The following is a 15,141-nucleotide window of genomic DNA, read 5'->3' on the forward strand; positions in this document are numbered from 1 at the left end:
CCTGCTGGGCGTGTGCCTCGACGACGACCTCGAGGTCGTCGACCTCGCGGCGGGCCTTTCGCTCGGTGGCCTCGTCCGGTGCGCCGGACGCAGGAGACGCGGGGGAGGGGTGGTCGGCCGAGCCGCACACCGGGCAACAGGCCCCGACTGCCAGCTTGCGCGCGATCTCGGCGGCCATGCCGTCGAGGCGCTGCTCGCGGATCTCCACGAGCGACTCGCGGGCGAGCAGCCGGGTCTGCGTCGCCACCGCGAGGTCGTGCTGGGCCGCGGCGAGCTCGGTCGCGAGCTCGCCGGCTGAGCGGGCGGCGAGCACCCGCGACCGGATGACCACGAGGTCGCGGTCGAGGGCGGCGACCTGGACCACCGCCTCGCGGGCCGAGGCGAGCCGGGGCTCGAGGTCGGCCAGGGCCTGCGGCACCTGCGCTGCCCGGGTGGCAAGCCGGTCGAGCTCGGCTGCGAGCCCCTCCCGGCTCCGCCCGGCTTGCCGGAGGGCCGACTCGACCTCGGTCACCTGGCGGAGCAGCGGGCGCACGCGGGCGAGGTCGTCGAGCGCGCGGGTGGCACTGCGGTGGTGCTCGGCGACCTGCGAGTCGTCGGGGGTCGTCACTCCGAGCAGCGCGCCCAACGATGCGAGGGACGCAGTGTGGCGCTGCTCGAGGTCGTCGGAGGTGGCTCGCGAGGCGAGCGCGAGGTCGTGGAGGGCGCGTACGCCGGCGGCGCGCTGGGCCAGGTCGGCGAGCTGCACGCGGTCGGCGTGTGCCACTGACGCTGCCTCCAGCGCGTCGCGGTCGCGACGTGCCGCAGCGTGGGTTGCCTGGAGGGCAGCGAGCTCGGTGCCTGCGGCTCGGGCGTCGGCAGCCGCCGTCTCGGCTGCGGCTGCCGCCTGCGCCCGGGCCGACTGGTCGGCCGATGCCGCCGAGGCGGCGTCAGTCAGCCCGGTCACCCAGTCATCGAGGCAGGAGGGGTCGGCCGGCCAGTCGTCGGGCGCACCGTCGTCGCCGACCTCGCTGACCCGGCTGACCAGGTCGGCGACCGTGTCGCGGTGGGTGTCGGAGGCGCGCCTCAGCCCGACGCGCCGCTCGCGCAACCAGCGCTCGGTGCGGTCGAAGCGCTCCGTCTGGAAGACCTGCTGGAGCAGGGCGTGGCGCTCCTCGGACCGCGCTCGCAGGAAGGCCTGGAACCGTCCCTGCGGGAGCATGGCGACCTGGCAGAACTGGGGGAGAGTCATGCCGACGAGACGGGTGACGAGGTGTCCGGTCTCGTCGAGGCGGGTGCTGAGCGGGTGCCAGAGGTGCTGGCCGTCGTCGGCGGGGCGGCGCTCGGAGATCACGACGCGGGCATGCTCGGTGGTGGTGCCGGTGCCGCGCTTCTTCGGCCTGGTCCAGGCGGGCGAGCGGTCGATGCGGAACCGTCGGCCGGACAGGGTCGCCTCGAGCACCACCCGAGGAGCGACGTCATCGGCGGCGTGGTCGGACCGCAGCCGCTTGGCGACGGCGCGGTCACCGGGGACGTCACCGTAGAGCGCGAAGCAGACCGCGTCGAGGACGCTGGACTTGCCGGCTCCCGTCGGCCCGCTCAGCAGGAAGAGCCCGGCGTCGGAGAGGGCGTCGAAGTCGATCGAGACCGGATCGGCGAACGGGCCGAAGCCGACCACCTGCAGCTGGTGCAGCCTCACGGAGCACCTGCCGTGCGGGGAGCAGAGGCTGGGGGAGCTCCGACGAGCACGTCCTGGTCGGGGTCGTGGCAGCAGGCGTCGATGGCCTCGCGGAGCAGGGCGGCCTCACCGGGCGTGGCGTCGGACCCGCGCACGTGGCGCACGAAGTCGAGCGAGATGGCGTGGTCGCTCGTGCCGGGCGCGGGCCGGGGAGGGGTCCGGGCGTCGACCGTCGGGGTCGGGAACTGCAGGACCAGCGTGTGGGGGAAGCGTCGGCGCAGCAGCTCCATGGCGCGCAACGGGCGTCGGACGTCGGTCAGGGTGACCTGCACCCAGTCGTCCTCGTGGGTGGTGAGCGTCGGGTCGCCGAGCAGCTCGTCGAGCGTGCCTGACAGCCGGGCCAGCCGACGGGGGACCGGTGCGTCGACCCAGGTCGCGGACGCGAACCCGGTGGCGTCGAGGTCGACGATCCACGAGCCCTTGGCCTGGTCGGCCTCGGAGAAGGAGTAGGCCAGCGGGGAGCCGGAGTAGCGCAGCCGCTCGTCGAGCACGTGGGGGCCGTGGAGGTGGCCGAGGGCGGTGTAGTCGATGTCGTCGAAGAGGCTGGTCGCGACCCGGGACACCCCGCCGACACTGATGTCCCGCTCGGACTCCGAGGGGGTCGCGCCGGCGACGAAGGCGTGCGCCAGCACCACGCTGCGGGTGGAGGCGGGGCGCGCGCCGAGGTCGGACCGGACCCGCGTCATGGCCTCGGACAGGGCAGCCTCGTGGCTGCGGCGGCCGAGCGCCCACGGCTCGAGCAGCGCCGAGGGGTCGAGGTAGGGGATCGCGTGGATCGCCACGTCCCCGTGCTGGTCGGCGAGCACGACGGGGGTGCCGACCGAGGACGCGTCGGTGCGGACGAAGACACCTGCGGCGTCCATCAGGCGCGAGCCGAAACCGAGGCGCCGCGCGCTGTCGTGGTTGCCGCTGCTCACCACGACGCGTGCCCGGGAGGCAGCGAGCCGGGCGAACGCCTCGTCGGCCAGGGCGACCGCGTCGACGTGGGGGAGGGCACGGTCGTAGACGTCTCCCGAGACCACGACCACGTCGACGCCCTCCGCGCCGACGACCTCGAGGAGGTGGTCGACGAACGCCCCCTGGTGGCCCAGCAGGTCCTCGCGGTGGAAGGACCTCCCCAGGTGCCAGTCGGAGGTGTGGAGGATGCGYACGGGACGACCGTAGATCGCGGCACCGACAGGGCCGTCCCACCACGCCGCGCGGGGTCCGGTCAGTAGCGCACGGTGCGCGCTGCGGAGGTGAAGCCCCACAGGTCGATGCCGGCCTCGGCGGCCAGCTGGGCAGCCAGGCTGGTCGGCGCGCCGACCGCCACGATCGACCCGATGCCGGCGGCCGCTGCCTTCTGCACGAGCTCGAAGCCGACCCGCCCGCTGAGCACCAGGCATGCCGAGGCAGCCGGGTCGCCGGCGAGCACCCGCGCCCCGACGACCTTGTCGACGGCGTTGTGACGCCCGACGTCCTCGCGCACCACGGAGAGCGTGCCGAGCTCGTCGGCCAGCCCGGCTGCGTGCACGCCGCCCGTCCGGGCGAACAGGGTCTGACGCTCGCGCAGCGCCTCCGGCAGTCGTCGTACGACGGACGCGTCGGGGCGCGGACCTGCCCACGGTCGCGCCGTCCTGGTCGCGAGCGCCTCGACCACGCTGTCCTTGCCGCACACCCCGCAGGCGGACGAGCCCGAAGAGGCGCTCTCGTGCCGGTGGGGGAGCGACGTCAGGCCRTTGACGTTCACCGTCACGACGTTGAACTCCTGCTCGGGGTCGAGGTCGTCGTCGGTGCAGTAGGCGACCTGGCTGATCGACGACGGCGCCGCGAGCCCCTCGTTGACGAGCCAGCCGGCGGCGAGCTCGAAGTCGTGCCCGGGCGTGCGCATGGTCACCCACGCGCGGCGGGGCTCCAGGCTCCCGGCGCGCACCCGGATCTCGAGCGGTTCCTCGGTGATGAGCCGGTCCTCGCGGGCCAGCTCCGAGGCGTCGGTGTGCTCCACCACACGCGTCCGGACCGATGGTCCGGGCCGTCGCGCTCGCTGGGTCGTCACGCCACGACACTAGCCCGCGGACGCGTCCGGCTGGTGGCCGAGATCACCCTTCGAGGATGCCGGACGGAAAGCTACCGGTCCGTAGGATGTAAGAGCCGCAACGGAGCGGTTAGTTCTTACATCTCTTGCTCATCACGTGAGGGCCAGAGGCCCTCGAGAGGACAGATATCCATGACCACGCAGCTGCACCTGGCCCTCAGCCTCGTCGATCAACGAGCGCGCTCCACCGAGGACCGAGCGCTCCAGCGCAACGTGGAGATCGCCCTCCGTGAGGAGCGTCGAGCCCGACGCGCCGCGCGACGCGTCACCCGCTGACCCCCCTGCGAGGTAGTCCGCGGAGACCCCACCGTCGGGGACCGAACACCCTGCCCGAGCGTGCTCTGGCAGGGTGTTCGCCATGACGGACGACACGCTGCGCAGCGTCGAGCTCACCCGCATCGGCCCGGCCAGGTTCAAGGCGACCAACGCCCGCGGCGGCGAGACCTTCTTCGGGACCGGGGGAGAGGACCCCGACTTCACGCCCATCGAGCTGCTGCTCGCCGCGATCGCAGGGTGCAGCGCTCTCGACGTCGAGGCCATCACGCACAAGCGCACCTCCAGCACGACGTTCGACGTGCATGCCGAGGGGCACAAGGTGCGTGACGCGGAGGGCAACCACCTCACCGGTATCAGGGTGTCGTTCGACCTCGCGTTCCCCGAGGGGCCGGACGGCGATGCCGCACGTGACCGCGTGCAGGCGGCCATCGAGATGTCGCACGACCGGCTGTGCACGGTCTCGCGGACCGTGCAGCTCGGCGCGGACGTGGTCTACGACCCGGTGTCGTGACTCAGGTCGCCGGCGAGGAGAGCGGCGTCAGCCGACGGTGACCTTCTCGATGGTGACGTCCTTGTTGGGGGCGCCTCCACCGGCGGGGTGTGCACCGTCGTTGCCCTCGGCCGCGATCGCGTCGATGGTCTCGAGGCCGGCCTCGTCGATGGTGCCGAAGACGGTGTAGTTCGGGGGGAACTGCGAGTCGCGGAAGACGAGGAAGAACTGCGACCCGTTGGTGTCCGGGCCGGCGTTGGCCATGGCGAGCGTGCCGGCCGGGTAGGTCTCGTCACCGCTCAGCTCGTCGGCGAAGGAGTAGCCGGCCCCGCCGGAACCGGTGCCGGTCGGGTCGCCGCACTGCAGGATCCCGAAGCCGTCCTGGTCACCGATCCGCGGGCACGGCGTGTCGTCGTAGAACCCCTGCTCGGCGAGCGAGACGAACGAGTGCACCGTGCACGGCGCGGTTGCCGCGTCGAGGGTCAGGCCGATGTCGCCGAAGTTCGTCGTGATCGTCGCGGACGCGGTGCCCTCGGAGGGAGCCTCGGCGTCGGGAGCGTCGACGTCGCGCGCCGGCTCCTGGCCGTCCTCGGGGTAGTCGCAGGTGGTCGTCGCGCCGGAGGCCTCCGGCGACTCCTCGGGCGACGCGTCGGTCGACTCGCTCGTGGTCTCGGACGCCGCGGGGTCGGCCGCGGTGTCCTTCCCGTCCGCTTCGTTGCCGCACGCGGAGAGGGCGAGGACGGACAGGCAGGCGGCCACGGTGGCGAGTCGCTTCAGCATGCGGGTGATGGTAGCCAGCGACCCGTCACATCTCCTCGTGGGTGTCCGGGTCGCCGCCGAAGAGGCGGCCGTCGGGCTCGGCGAGCCCGGAGATCGCCGCGACCTCGTCGTCGGTGAGCTCGAAGCCGAAGACGTCGAGGTTCTGCGCCTGGCGGGCGGGGTCGGCCGACTTCGGGATCGGGAGCGAGCCCAGCTCGACGTGCCAGCGCAGGACGACCTGGCCGGGGGAGACGCCGTGCGCCTCGGCGGCCGTCCGGACGGCGTCCTCCTCGAGGGGCGCGCGCCGCTTGCCCATGGGGCTCCAGGCCTCGGTGCGGATGCCGAGGCGCTCATGGACCTCGCGCATGTGCGCCTGCGGGAACCTCGGGTGCAGCTCGACCTGGTTGACCGCCGGCGTCACGCCCGTGTCGTCGATGATGCGCTCGAGGTGCTCCTCGGTGAAGTTGGAGACGCCGATGGACCGCACCAGGCCGTCCTTCTGCAGCTGCACCAGCGCCCGCCACGCCTCGACGTACGACCCCTGGCTCGGGTTGGGCCAGTGGATGAGGTGAAGGTCCGTGCGCTCGAGCCCGAGGCGGCCCAGCGACTCGCGCACCGACGCGATCGCAGCGTCGTACGCGTGGTGGCGGCCGGGGATCTTGCTGGCGACGACCAGCTCGTCACGGGGGACCCCGGAGCGGCGGACGGCCTCGCCGACCTCCACCTCGTTCTCGTAGTTCACCGCGGTGTCGACGAGCCGGTAGCCGGCCTCGATGGCGGTGCGGATGGCCTCGGTGCCGTCGTCGCCACGCAGCGGGTAGGTGCCGAAGCCGATCGCGGGGATGCTCGTGCCGTCGTTGAGGTCGTACGTCGGGATGTGGGCCATGGGCCCCAACCTAGGTCGCCCGGCAAGCGGGCGCCTCAGCGTTCCAGCTGGAGCTCCTGGGCGTCGATGAGTGCTGACGCGCGGGTCAGCGCCGCCGTGCTGTAGGCGCCGATCGCGCGTTCCTCGTGCAGCGCGTCGCGCATCAGCGCGATGATCTGGCGGTGCAGGAGCACCCGCTGCGAGGCCAGGGTCACGGCCTCCGGACCCCTCTCGGTGCGGGCGTCGCGGACGCGCTCCAGCCAGGCCAGCGTCTCGGTGGCGACGTCCGGGTCGATCGGGGTGCCGTCGATGACGATCCGGTCCGTGGGTCCCATGGCGGCGGCCGCGGTGGCGGTGATGTCGTTCACGAGCTCGGCCACCTCGGCACGCTGCCGGTCCGGGTCGACACCCGAGACGCCGAGCGTGCGGATCAACCACGGCAGGGTGCCGCCGTAGAGGAGGAGCGAGACGACGGCCACGACGAACGCGACCGTGATCAGCAGCGTCCGCTCGTCGACCTCCGGGCCGATCGTGAGGGCGGCGGCGAGCGTGACGACGCCTCGCATCCCGGCCCACGACAGGACCGCACCACCGCGCGCGGTGATCGGCTCGCTCTCCTGGTAGGCGACGTCGGCCCGGCCGCGCTCGATCCGGCGCCGGAACTGCGACATGCGGTGCTGACCACGGGGGCTGTCGACGCGCGGTCCGCCCTCCTGCGCCATCGTGTCGACGCGGTGGCTGATGCGCGTGAGCCGCTGGCGCACGGCATCGAGTCGCGGTCGGCGTCGCCGTTCGAGGAGCACCTGGACGCCGACGAAGCCGATCCGCAGGACGAGCAGCAGGAGGAGGACCAGGGCGGCGGTCCCCAGCACCTCGGGCAGGCTGCTGGACGAGTCGTCGAGGTCGCGCAGGAGTGACTCGAGCTGCAGGCCCATCAGGAGGAAGACCCCGTTCTCGACGAGGAACTGGATCGTCAGCCAGTTGGTGCGCTCGGTGAGGCGCTCGCGGGCGCTGAAGGTCCGCACGCCGTGGTGGCCGGTGACCAGGCCCGCCACGACCACGGCCACCACGCCCGACGCCTGGGCCTCCTCGGCTGGCAGGAACGCCAGGAACGGCACGATGAAGCTGACCGCGGTCATGAGGACCGGGTCGTCCAGCTTGCTCCGCAGCCAGACGGTCGAGCGGCCCACGACGTAGCCGATGAGGACGGCGAGCGCGACGGCGCGGACGAAGTCCAGGACCGCGTCGCCCAGGCTGAAGCCCGCGGTGATCGCCAGCAGGGCGGTCCGCAGCACGACCAGGGCGGAGGCGTCGTTGAACAGGCTCTCGCCCTCCAGCACCGTCATCAGGCGGTGGGGGAGCCCGAGGCGCTTGCCGATCGCAGTGGCGGCGACCGCGTCCGTCGGGCTGACGACGGCGCCCAGTGCCACGCCGGCCGCGAAGGAGACGTCGGGAACGACGAGGTGCACGACGGCGCCGACGGCGAGCGCTGAGACGACGACCAGGGTGACCGAGAGCCACGTGATCATGCCGATGCTCCGGCGCAGGTCGATGACGGGCACCTGGACCGCGGTGGCGTACAGCAGCGGCGGCAGGGCTCCGAGCAGGATCCAGTCGGGCTCCAGCTCGAAGTCGGGCGTGCCCGGCACGAGGCTGAAGGCGATGCCGAGGACCAGCAGGACCAGGGGAGTGGCGATCCCGGTGCGCCGGGACAGCACGGCCGCCACGACGATCGCCATCAGGGCGGCGACGGCGAGGGTCAGCAGCTCCACGCCCGTCAGGGTAGCGAGCGTCGGGCGGCGTCAGGGTGCGCCGCGTGGCTCCTCGTGGCTCGGGCGGTCGCTGAGCTCGTCGACCACGAGGAGGTCGTGGCGCACCTGACCCGCGCGGAACGAGGCCCGGCCGACCATGTGGCTGGAGACCACGCTCGTGGCCATCTGCAGCAGCACGATGAGGGCGAGGATGCCGACCACCCCCGGGTCGCGCAGGCGCAGGGCGACCCCGGTCATCACCAGCACCGTGCCGAGGACCTGCGGCTTCGTCGCCGCGTGCATCCGGGTCAGCAGGTCGGGCAGACGGACGACGCCGATGGCGGCGATGAGTGCGAGGACCGCGCCGAGCAGGATGCACACGGCGGCGGCGAGGTCGGCGACCTGTGTCCAGCTCACCACTTGCCCCCCGTGCCCGGGTCGTCGCGGTCGCCGGCCTCGAGGTCGTCGCTGCGGCTCGCGTAGCGGGCGACGCTCACCGCGCCGACCATGCCGCAGCCGGCGAGCACGACGAGCATGGGGAGGGGGTACGTCACGCCGGAGTGGGCGACGTACAGGCCAGTGGCGCAGACGGTGACCGCGACCAGCACGTCGAGCGCGACGCTCCGGTCGAGGATCGTCGGTCCGATGGTGAGGCGTACGAGCAGGAGCACGGCCGCAGCGGCGAGCAGCGTGGCTCCGAGGACGAGCACGACTGTCATGGGTCCTCCCGGTCGACGGGTCGGGGCGGCAGCGCTCGGAGCAGGCGCTGCTCGAGGTCCAGCGCGGTGCGGCGGAACTCGTCGGCGGCCTCCGCGTCGGGTACGTCGATGACGTGGAGGTAGAGCGTGTGCGTGGACCGGCGGGCCTCGACGACCACCGACCCCGGGATCAGCGACAGCATGGACGCCACGAGGGTCATCATGAAGTCGGACTTGGTCTCGAGGTCGACCGCGACCACGGCGTTGCGCACCGGACGTCTCCGCAGGACGACGCCGGCCACCTCGAAGCTGGCCCGCACGACGTCGAGGTGGAAGCGGGCGATGACGCCGAGCAGGGGCAGGGGCCGCACCGAGGAGCCGAGGTCGATGGGGGGCAGCGGGAACGTGACGCACACGAGCACCGCAACGAGCACGCCCCCCACGAGGAGCAGCGGCGTCACGGCGCCCCACAGGGCCAGCCAGACGAGCAGCAGCCAGGCGACGGCGAGCGGCTGGACGGCGCGGTGTCGCGCGGGACGGGTGGACCCGTCGCGGCGGGTGCGCATGACCGGGCTCACGGGTGCTCCTCGGTGAGGACGGAGGAGAGGTAGGGGGTGCGCTCGTGCAGGTCGCCCGCGGCCCGGTCGGCCAGTGCGTAGAGCGGCCCGGCGATCACGGACAGCAGCACGCTGGCCGCGACGAGACCGGCCGCTGGCAGCAGCATGCCGAGGGGGGAGTGGCGGTTGTCGTCGCCCGCCTCGATCAGGGTGTAGAAGTCGCGGTCGGGCTCGTTGTCGTCGCCGAGGCGGCGGGCCTCCTCGATGTCGCGTCGCGACACGGTGCCCGCAGCGGTGTGGACGTGGCCCCGGTGCTGGTGCACCGCGCGGGTGTCGTGCCCGGGCACCGGCTCGGTCGCCGCCCCGCCGACGGTCTCGCCGATCGCCTCGAGCGCCTCGTGGGCCTCGCGGGGGGTGCGCCAGAACGCCACGGCCCACGTCTTCGCGACGGCGTACAGCGTCAGCAGGCTGGTGGCTGCCCCAGCCGCCACGAGGGTCCAGGCGAGGGGGCTGCCGTCGAGCTGCGCGGCCTGGAACAGCCCGACCTTGCCGATGAAGCCGGAGAACGGTGGGATGCCGGCGAGGTTCATCGCCGGCACGAAGAAGAGCACGGCCAGCACCGGGGCGATGCGCGCCAGCCCGCCGATGCGCATCAGCGCGGTGCTGCCGGCCCGGCGCTCGACGAGGCCGAGGACGAGGAAGAGCGCCGTCTGGATGGTGATGTGGTGGACGACGTAGAACGTCGTGCCTGCCGTGCCGGTGCGGCTGTCGAGCGCGATGCCGAGGATCAGGTAGCCGATGTGGCTGACGAGCGTGAAGGACAGCATGCGCTTGATGTCGGACTGGGCGATCGCGCCGAGGATGCCGATGATCATGGTGAGCAGGGCGGCCCACAGGAGCAGGTCGGTGAGCGGGCTGTCGGGGAAGAGCAGCGTCTGCATCCTCAGGATCGCGTAGACGCCGACCTTGGTGAGCAGCCCGGCGAACACCGCCGTCACCGGCGCGGGCGCGGTGGGGTAGCTGTCCGGCAGCCAGAGCGACAGGGGGAAGACGGCCGCCTTGATCGCGAACGTCGTCAGCAGCAGCAGCTGGATCATCATCGACACGTGGTCGGGCAGCTCCGCGAGCCGTTCGGCGAGGTGGGCGAGGGTGAGCGTGCCGGTGGCGGCGTACGTCACCGCGAGGCTGATGAGGAACAGCGTCGACGAGAGCAGGTTGACCAGCACGTAGATCGTGCCGGCGCGGACCCGGGCCGCGGTGCCGCCGAGCGTCAGCAGGACGTAGCTCGCGAACAGCAGCATCTCGAAGCTGACGAACAGGTTGAACAGGTCGCCGGCGAGGAACGCGTTGGCCACGCCGGCCACCAGCACGAGGAACGTCGGGTGGTAGACCGAGATCGGCGCACCCTCCTCGTCCTCCGTCATGCCCTGTCCGACGGAGTAGGCGAGGACCGCCAGGGTCACGATGGCGCTGACCAGCAGCATCAGGGCGGCGAGCCGGTCGGCGACCAGGACGATTCCGAGGGTCTCGGGCCACGCGCCGATCCACACCGTCTGCGGGCCGTGCCGGTCTGCCTGCACCAGGAGCACCGCCGCCACGGCGACGACGGAGCCGAGCACGGCGAGGCTGAGCCAGCGCTGGATGCGCGGGTGGTGGAGCAACGCCAGCGAGGCACCAGCTCCGAGGATCGGCAGCAGGACGGGGAGGGGGACGAGGGAGTTCACTGCGACCTCATCTCCTCGGCGTCGGCGGCCAGCGGGTCGTCGTCCGGGCCCTGCCCGTGGTCACCGCTGGAGTCGTCACCGGGGTAGTCGGACGTCGTGGCGGAGTAGGCCTCCGACGTCACGTCCCGCAGGGCGAGCCTGCGGATGGTGTCGTCCTCGATGTCGTCCTGCACGTCGTCGTGGCCATTGAGCTGCCAGCTGCGGTAGGCCATGGCGAGCACGAACGCCGTCGTGGCGAGGGTGATGACGATCGCGGTGAGCACCATCGCCTGGGGGAGCGGGTCCGAGAGGCCGGTCGTGTCACCACCCTTCGACACGATCGGGGCGCGTCCCGCGGGGCCGCCGGCGACCATGAAGCAGAGGCTGACGCCGTTGCCGATCATGACGATGCCGATCAGCACGCGCGACAGGCTGCGCTCGAGCACCAGGTAGACACCACAGCCGAGGAGGGCGGCGGCGACGAGGACGAGGGTCAGGTTGATGGTCATGCGGCCTCCGCCTCCGCCTCGCGCATGGCGCGCTGGATGTCGCGGTCGATGTGGGAGCCGAGGGCGCGCAGCAGGTCGAGCACCAGCCCGACGACGACCAGGTAGACCCCGACGTCGAAGAGGACCGACGAGACCAGGTGCAGGTCGCCGAGCAGCGGCAGGTGCAGGTCGATCACCGCGGACTGCAGCACCACACCGCCGAAGGCCATCGGCAGCAGTGCCGCCAGCGCCGCCACGGCGAGGCCGCCGCCGATCAGGCGCCCGGCGTCCACGGGTGCCGCCTCGTCGAGCTCGTAGCGACCCCCGGCCAGGTAGCGCACGACGAGCGCCAGCCCGGTGGTCATGCCCGCGGCGAACCCGCCGCCGGGCTCGTTGTGGCCCACGAGCAGGAGGTAGATCGAGATGACGACCAGCGTGTGGAAGAGCAGTCGCACGATGACCTCGAAGATGATCGAGCGCTTGTCCGGCGGCAGCGTCCGTGAGCCGGGCAGCCAGGCACGCCGACCCGGAGCGGTGGCGACCTTCTCGACGCCGGCCGGGTAGGGGATGTCGTGGACGCGGCGGATGTCGGCGCCGCGTGCGTTGACGTACACGAGGCTCGCGACGCCTGTCGCTGCGGCCACGAGCACCGCGAGCTCGCCGAGCGTGTCCCAGGCACGGGTGTCGACCAGGATGACGTTGACGATGTTGCCGCCGCCGCCGAACTCGAGCGCCTCCTTCGGCAACGCCAGGGAGACGGGGTCGGCGGTGCGCGCCGCGCCTGCCACGAGGAGGAAGCCGGCGGTCACGACCGCGACGGCCACGCCCAGCGCGACCCGCAGGTAGCGCTGGCGGCTCAGCGGGCGGTCGGTGAAGTACTCGGGGAGCCGGCGCAGGGCCAGCACGAAGACCACCACGGTCAGCGTCTCGACCAGTGCCTGGGTGAGCGCGAGGTCGGGCGCGCCCTGGAGGACGAAGAGGAGGGCCGTGCCGTAGCCGGTGACGCCGACGAGCAGGACCGCGCGGATCCGGCGCCGCGAGCGCGCCGTCATGATGGCTGCCCCGACGATGACGGCGCCGATGACGGCCTGCGCGGGGTTGTCCCACGCCGTCACCTTCACGTCGTCGAGGCCGCCGATCAGCGTCGAGCCCGGCAGCAGCACCAGCACGATCAGGATGATCGCGAGGTACGCCGCCGCGGAGCCGCGCTGCACGACACCGGTGACCTCGACCGCCGTGCGGTCGAGCAGGCGCATGCCGCCGCCGTAGGCCCGCTCCAGGCTCCAGTCGTGGACCAGCGCGGCCTGCAGACGGGCGACGGGCTCGCGCGCGACGAACAGCGCGGCACCGGCGGCGAGCGTGACGAGGGTCAGCACCAGGGGCAGCCCGACACCGTGCCAGAGCGAGAGCTCGGGCTCGTGGGCCCCGGGCGGGAACTTGTCGGCCTGGGGGTCGAGGAGCGACGTGAGCGGGGCGCCGAGGAAGCCGAGCACCAGCGACAGGGCCGCCAGGATGACGGGGGCCGCGATGAAGGCGGGCGAGGGGGAGTGGACCGACACCGGAGCCTCCACCTCGCGGTTGCCGAAGGCGCCCCACACGAAGCGGGCCGAGTAGGCCGCGGTGAGGATCGACCCGACGACCACCCCGATGACGAGCAGCCAGCCGCCCGCCGTACCGATCCCGGTGCCGTCACCGTCGCGGGCGACGTCGACGAGCGCGACCAGCACGCTCTCCTTGGCGACGTAGCCGATGAGCGGGGGGAGACCCGCCATCGACGCGGCCGCCAGCGTCGCGGTGACGGCGAGGACCGGTAGCCGTCGCGAGAGCCCGGTCAGCTCGCGGAGGTCACGCGTGCCGGTGCTGTGGTCGATCACGCCGACGACGAGGAAGAGGGTCGCCTTGAACAGCGCGTGTGCGATCAGCAGGGCGAGCCCGGCGAGCATCGCGCTGCGGGTGCCGGTGCCGAGGACGAGCACGAGGAAGCCGAGCTGGCTGACGGTGCCGTAGGCGAGCAGCAGCTTGAGGTCGTTCTGGCGGAGCGCTCGTACGCCGCCGAGGACCATCGTCGTGAGGCCGAGCACCAGGAGCACCGTGCGCCACCCGGTCACGCCGGCGAACGCGGGCGCCAGGAGCGCGACGAGGTAGACGCCGGCCTTGACCATCGACGCGGCGTGCAGGTAGGCGCTGACGGGGGTCGGCGCCGCCATGGCCGACGGGAGCCAGAAGTGGAAGGGGAGCAGGGCCGACTTGCTGATGGCGCCCACGAGGAGGAGGTGGACACCGATGGTCACGGCCACACCGGTGGGCGGGTCGGCCAGGATCTCGGTGATCCGGAAGGTCCCGGCGGCCCGGCCGACGACGATCGCGCCCACGAGCAGCACGAGGCCGCCGAACGTGGTCACCACGAGCGCCTGGATGGCGGCGCGCCTGCTGGCCCGCCGCTCGGAGTCGTGTCCGATCAGGAGGAAGGAGAAGACGGTCGTGAGCTCCCAGAACACGTAGAGGAGCAGCAGGTCGTCGGCCAGCACCAGGCCGAGCATCGAGGCCACGAACGCGACGAGCACGCCGGCGAAGCGCGGGACGCCCGGCTCGTCGTCGTCGAAGTACCACGCGCAGTAGGCCAGCACGAGCGCACCGATCCCGAGCACGATCAGCGCCATGACCCACTGGAGGGTGCCCATGGCGAGCGCCAGGTCCAGGCCGATGCTGCCGACCCACGGGTGGACCTCGACGAGCGTCTCGCCGTCGTGGACGGCGGCGCCCTGCGCGGCGACCCACGCCGTACCGGCCAACGGCACCAGCGCGATCGCCAGGAAGGCGCGTCGGCCGGCACGGAGCAACAGCCATGGAGACATGACCGCCGCCGCCAGCAGAGCGGCGATCAGCAACAGCACAAGCGGTGGTCCTCGTCCCTCGGTGGAGTTTTCTCAACCGTACAGGCGCAGGACGCCTCATCCGGCCGCTCGGAGGGGTGCAGCGGAAAGATGGGGGATGGACCCCATCTCGGGGGATCACACTGGTGTCGTTCGTCGATCAGCACTATCTGACATAATGTCAGTTATCGGCGATATCGACGTACGCGGGAGTGCCCGGGAAGCCCCGCTCCATGGCCTTCGCTCGTCACAGCCAGCCACATCGGGAAACCGGGCTCGTCCTGGGCAAGCTGTCGTTCCCCGGTCATCTGGGCCCGAGGACGTGGGCCGCCGGCGTGGGCCGTGACCTAGGCGAACTTACTTGCCGTACTTCTTGTGCATGGCCTGCTTGGAGACGCCGAGCATCGTGCCGATCTCCGCCCACGAGAAACCGTGGATGCGAGCTCGTCGTACGGCGACGGCCTCGGCTGCGGCCAGCTCGTGCTTGGCGCGGGAGATGCGCATGAGCTCTTCCAGGGGGTTTTCCTCCCCCGGGTCCTGGGCATCGACGGCGGTCCTCATGCGTCAACTGTCGTTGACACAACGCATGCTGTCAACCCCTGTTGACGATCGGTCGATGATCGCGGAGCCCCAGTGTCACCTGGTGACCTTGGCGTCAGGGGATTGTTGCAACGCCTGATGTTTGGAGGGTGTTGTGGCTGGACTGAAGTTGGCTGAGTCGCGTCGGTTGGAGGTGATCGGGCTGCTGCGTTCGGGGCTGAACCCGATGCAGGCTGCCCGGGTCAGCGGCGTGTCGAAGTCCTACATCTACGACCTGCATCAGAGCCTCGGTGGCGTGTATCGACCACAGAGTATTGAGTACAGCGGCCGCTACCTGGACCGCGATGAACGCT

Annotated in this window: 16 protein-coding genes; 3 read left to right on the forward strand and 13 right to left on the reverse strand. The window is 72.1% G+C overall.

The annotated features are described in order from the left end of the window. The 3 genes from ACXJKB_RS22270 to ACXJKB_RS22280 form a co-directional block, all read right to left on the reverse strand. On the reverse strand, positions 1–1,675 hold a 1,675-nt coding region (locus tag ACXJKB_RS22270; protein WP_457192335.1), incomplete at its 3' end, for an AAA family ATPase. After that, on the reverse strand, positions 1,672–2,964 hold the full coding sequence (locus ACXJKB_RS22275; protein WP_457192337.1) for an exonuclease SbcCD subunit D: 1,293 nt from the start codon (positions 2,962–2,964) through the stop codon (positions 1,672–1,674). The genes ACXJKB_RS22275 and ACXJKB_RS22270, both read right to left, overlap by 4 nt. After that, positions 2,925–3,749: a formate dehydrogenase accessory sulfurtransferase FdhD gene (locus ACXJKB_RS22280; protein WP_457192339.1), complete on the reverse strand. Its 825-nt coding sequence runs from the start codon at positions 3,747–3,749 to the stop codon at positions 2,925–2,927. Before ACXJKB_RS22280 ends, ACXJKB_RS22275 begins: the two co-directional genes overlap by 40 nt. 171 nt (positions 3,750–3,920) lie before the next feature. Between ACXJKB_RS22280 and ACXJKB_RS22285 the strand changes: the two genes are divergently transcribed. Next, positions 3,921–4,064 (forward strand): hypothetical protein, encoded by a 144-nt coding sequence (locus ACXJKB_RS22285; RefSeq protein ID WP_457192341.1) that lies wholly within the window; start codon positions 3,921–3,923, stop codon positions 4,062–4,064. Between the two features lie 82 nt (positions 4,065–4,146). Continuing rightward, positions 4,147–4,575 carry an OsmC family protein gene (locus ACXJKB_RS22290; protein WP_457192343.1) on the forward strand — a complete coding sequence of 143 codons (429 nt, stop codon included), beginning with the start codon at positions 4,147–4,149 and terminating at the stop codon, positions 4,573–4,575. Between the two features lie 27 nt (positions 4,576–4,602). Here the strand turns inward: ACXJKB_RS22290 and ACXJKB_RS22295 are convergent, their stop codons facing one another. From ACXJKB_RS22295 to ACXJKB_RS22340, 10 genes are all read right to left on the reverse strand, one after another. Next, complete coding sequence (locus ACXJKB_RS22295) at positions 4,603–5,334, reverse strand: peptidylprolyl isomerase (RefSeq protein ID WP_457192345.1); 732 nt, start codon at positions 5,332–5,334, stop codon at positions 4,603–4,605. Between the two features lie 25 nt (positions 5,335–5,359). After that, positions 5,360–6,199 carry an aldo/keto reductase gene (locus ACXJKB_RS22300; RefSeq protein WP_457192347.1) on the reverse strand — a complete coding sequence of 280 codons (840 nt, stop codon included), beginning with the start codon at positions 6,197–6,199 and terminating at the stop codon, positions 5,360–5,362. Between the two features lie 35 nt (positions 6,200–6,234). Further along, positions 6,235–7,950 (reverse strand): cation:proton antiporter, encoded by a 1,716-nt coding sequence (locus ACXJKB_RS22305; protein ID WP_457192348.1) that lies wholly within the window; start codon positions 7,948–7,950, stop codon positions 6,235–6,237. A 30-nt stretch (positions 7,951–7,980) separates the two neighbouring features. Next, positions 7,981–8,346, reverse strand: coding sequence for a monovalent cation/H(+) antiporter subunit G (gene mnhG / locus ACXJKB_RS22310; protein WP_191195601.1), 366 nt, complete (start codon positions 8,344–8,346; stop codon positions 7,981–7,983). After that, the gene (locus tag ACXJKB_RS22315; RefSeq protein ID WP_191195602.1) at positions 8,343–8,648 is read right to left on the reverse strand and encodes a monovalent cation/H+ antiporter complex subunit F; all 306 of its coding nucleotides are present in this window, start codon (positions 8,646–8,648) and stop codon (positions 8,343–8,345) included. Before ACXJKB_RS22315 ends, mnhG begins: the two co-directional genes overlap by 4 nt. Further along, positions 8,645–9,205 carry a Na+/H+ antiporter subunit E gene (locus ACXJKB_RS22320; RefSeq protein ID WP_457192351.1) on the reverse strand — a complete coding sequence of 187 codons (561 nt, stop codon included), beginning with the start codon at positions 9,203–9,205 and terminating at the stop codon, positions 8,645–8,647. Before ACXJKB_RS22320 ends, ACXJKB_RS22315 begins: the two co-directional genes overlap by 4 nt. After that, complete coding sequence (locus ACXJKB_RS22325) at positions 9,202–10,908, reverse strand: Na+/H+ antiporter subunit D (protein ID WP_457192353.1); 1,707 nt, start codon at positions 10,906–10,908, stop codon at positions 9,202–9,204. Before ACXJKB_RS22325 ends, ACXJKB_RS22320 begins: the two co-directional genes overlap by 4 nt. Next, a complete protein-coding gene (locus ACXJKB_RS22330; protein WP_300053441.1) occupies positions 10,905–11,396 on the reverse strand; it encodes a Na(+)/H(+) antiporter subunit C in 492 nt (163 codons plus the stop codon). Before ACXJKB_RS22330 ends, ACXJKB_RS22325 begins: the two co-directional genes overlap by 4 nt. Next, on the reverse strand, positions 11,393–14,269 hold the full coding sequence (locus ACXJKB_RS22335) for a Na+/H+ antiporter subunit A (RefSeq protein ID WP_457192355.1): 2,877 nt from the start codon (positions 14,267–14,269) through the stop codon (positions 11,393–11,395). Before ACXJKB_RS22335 ends, ACXJKB_RS22330 begins: the two co-directional genes overlap by 4 nt. A gap of 336 nt (positions 14,270–14,605) precedes the next feature. Next, positions 14,606–14,809: a hypothetical protein gene (locus tag ACXJKB_RS22340; protein WP_457192357.1), complete on the reverse strand. Its 204-nt coding sequence runs from the start codon at positions 14,807–14,809 to the stop codon at positions 14,606–14,608. Between the two features lie 133 nt (positions 14,810–14,942). Between ACXJKB_RS22340 and ACXJKB_RS22345 the strand changes: the two genes are divergently transcribed. Next, positions 14,943–15,141 (forward strand): helix-turn-helix domain-containing protein (locus tag ACXJKB_RS22345; RefSeq protein ID WP_457184448.1); only part of this gene is annotated, 199 nt, incomplete at its 3' end.

The sequence above is a fragment of the Nocardioides sp. P5_E3 genome (assembly GCF_054049275.1).

What these genes read in the sequence shown, in the direction of transcription:
- ACXJKB_RS22295 (WP_457192345.1), bottom strand. Translation starts at nt 5,334, where the DNA reads ATGCTGAAGCGACTCGCCACCGTGGCCGCCTGCCTGTCCGTCCTCGCC.
- ACXJKB_RS22315 (WP_191195602.1), bottom strand. Translation starts at nt 8,648, where the DNA reads ATGACAGTCGTGCTCGTCCTCGGAGCCACGCTGCTCGCCGCTGCGGCC.
- ACXJKB_RS22285 (WP_457192341.1), top strand. Translation starts at nt 3,921, where the DNA reads ATGACCACGCAGCTGCACCTGGCCCTCAGCCTCGTCGATCAACGAGCG.
- ACXJKB_RS22340 (WP_457192357.1), bottom strand. Translation starts at nt 14,809, where the DNA reads ATGAGGACCGCCGTCGATGCCCAGGACCCGGGGGAGGAAAACCCCCTG.
- ACXJKB_RS22300 (WP_457192347.1), bottom strand. Translation starts at nt 6,199, where the DNA reads ATGGCCCACATCCCGACGTACGACCTCAACGACGGCACGAGCATCCCC.
- ACXJKB_RS22290 (WP_457192343.1), top strand. Translation starts at nt 4,147, where the DNA reads ATGACGGACGACACGCTGCGCAGCGTCGAGCTCACCCGCATCGGCCCG.
- ACXJKB_RS22330 (WP_300053441.1), bottom strand. Translation starts at nt 11,396, where the DNA reads ATGACCATCAACCTGACCCTCGTCCTCGTCGCCGCCGCCCTCCTCGGC.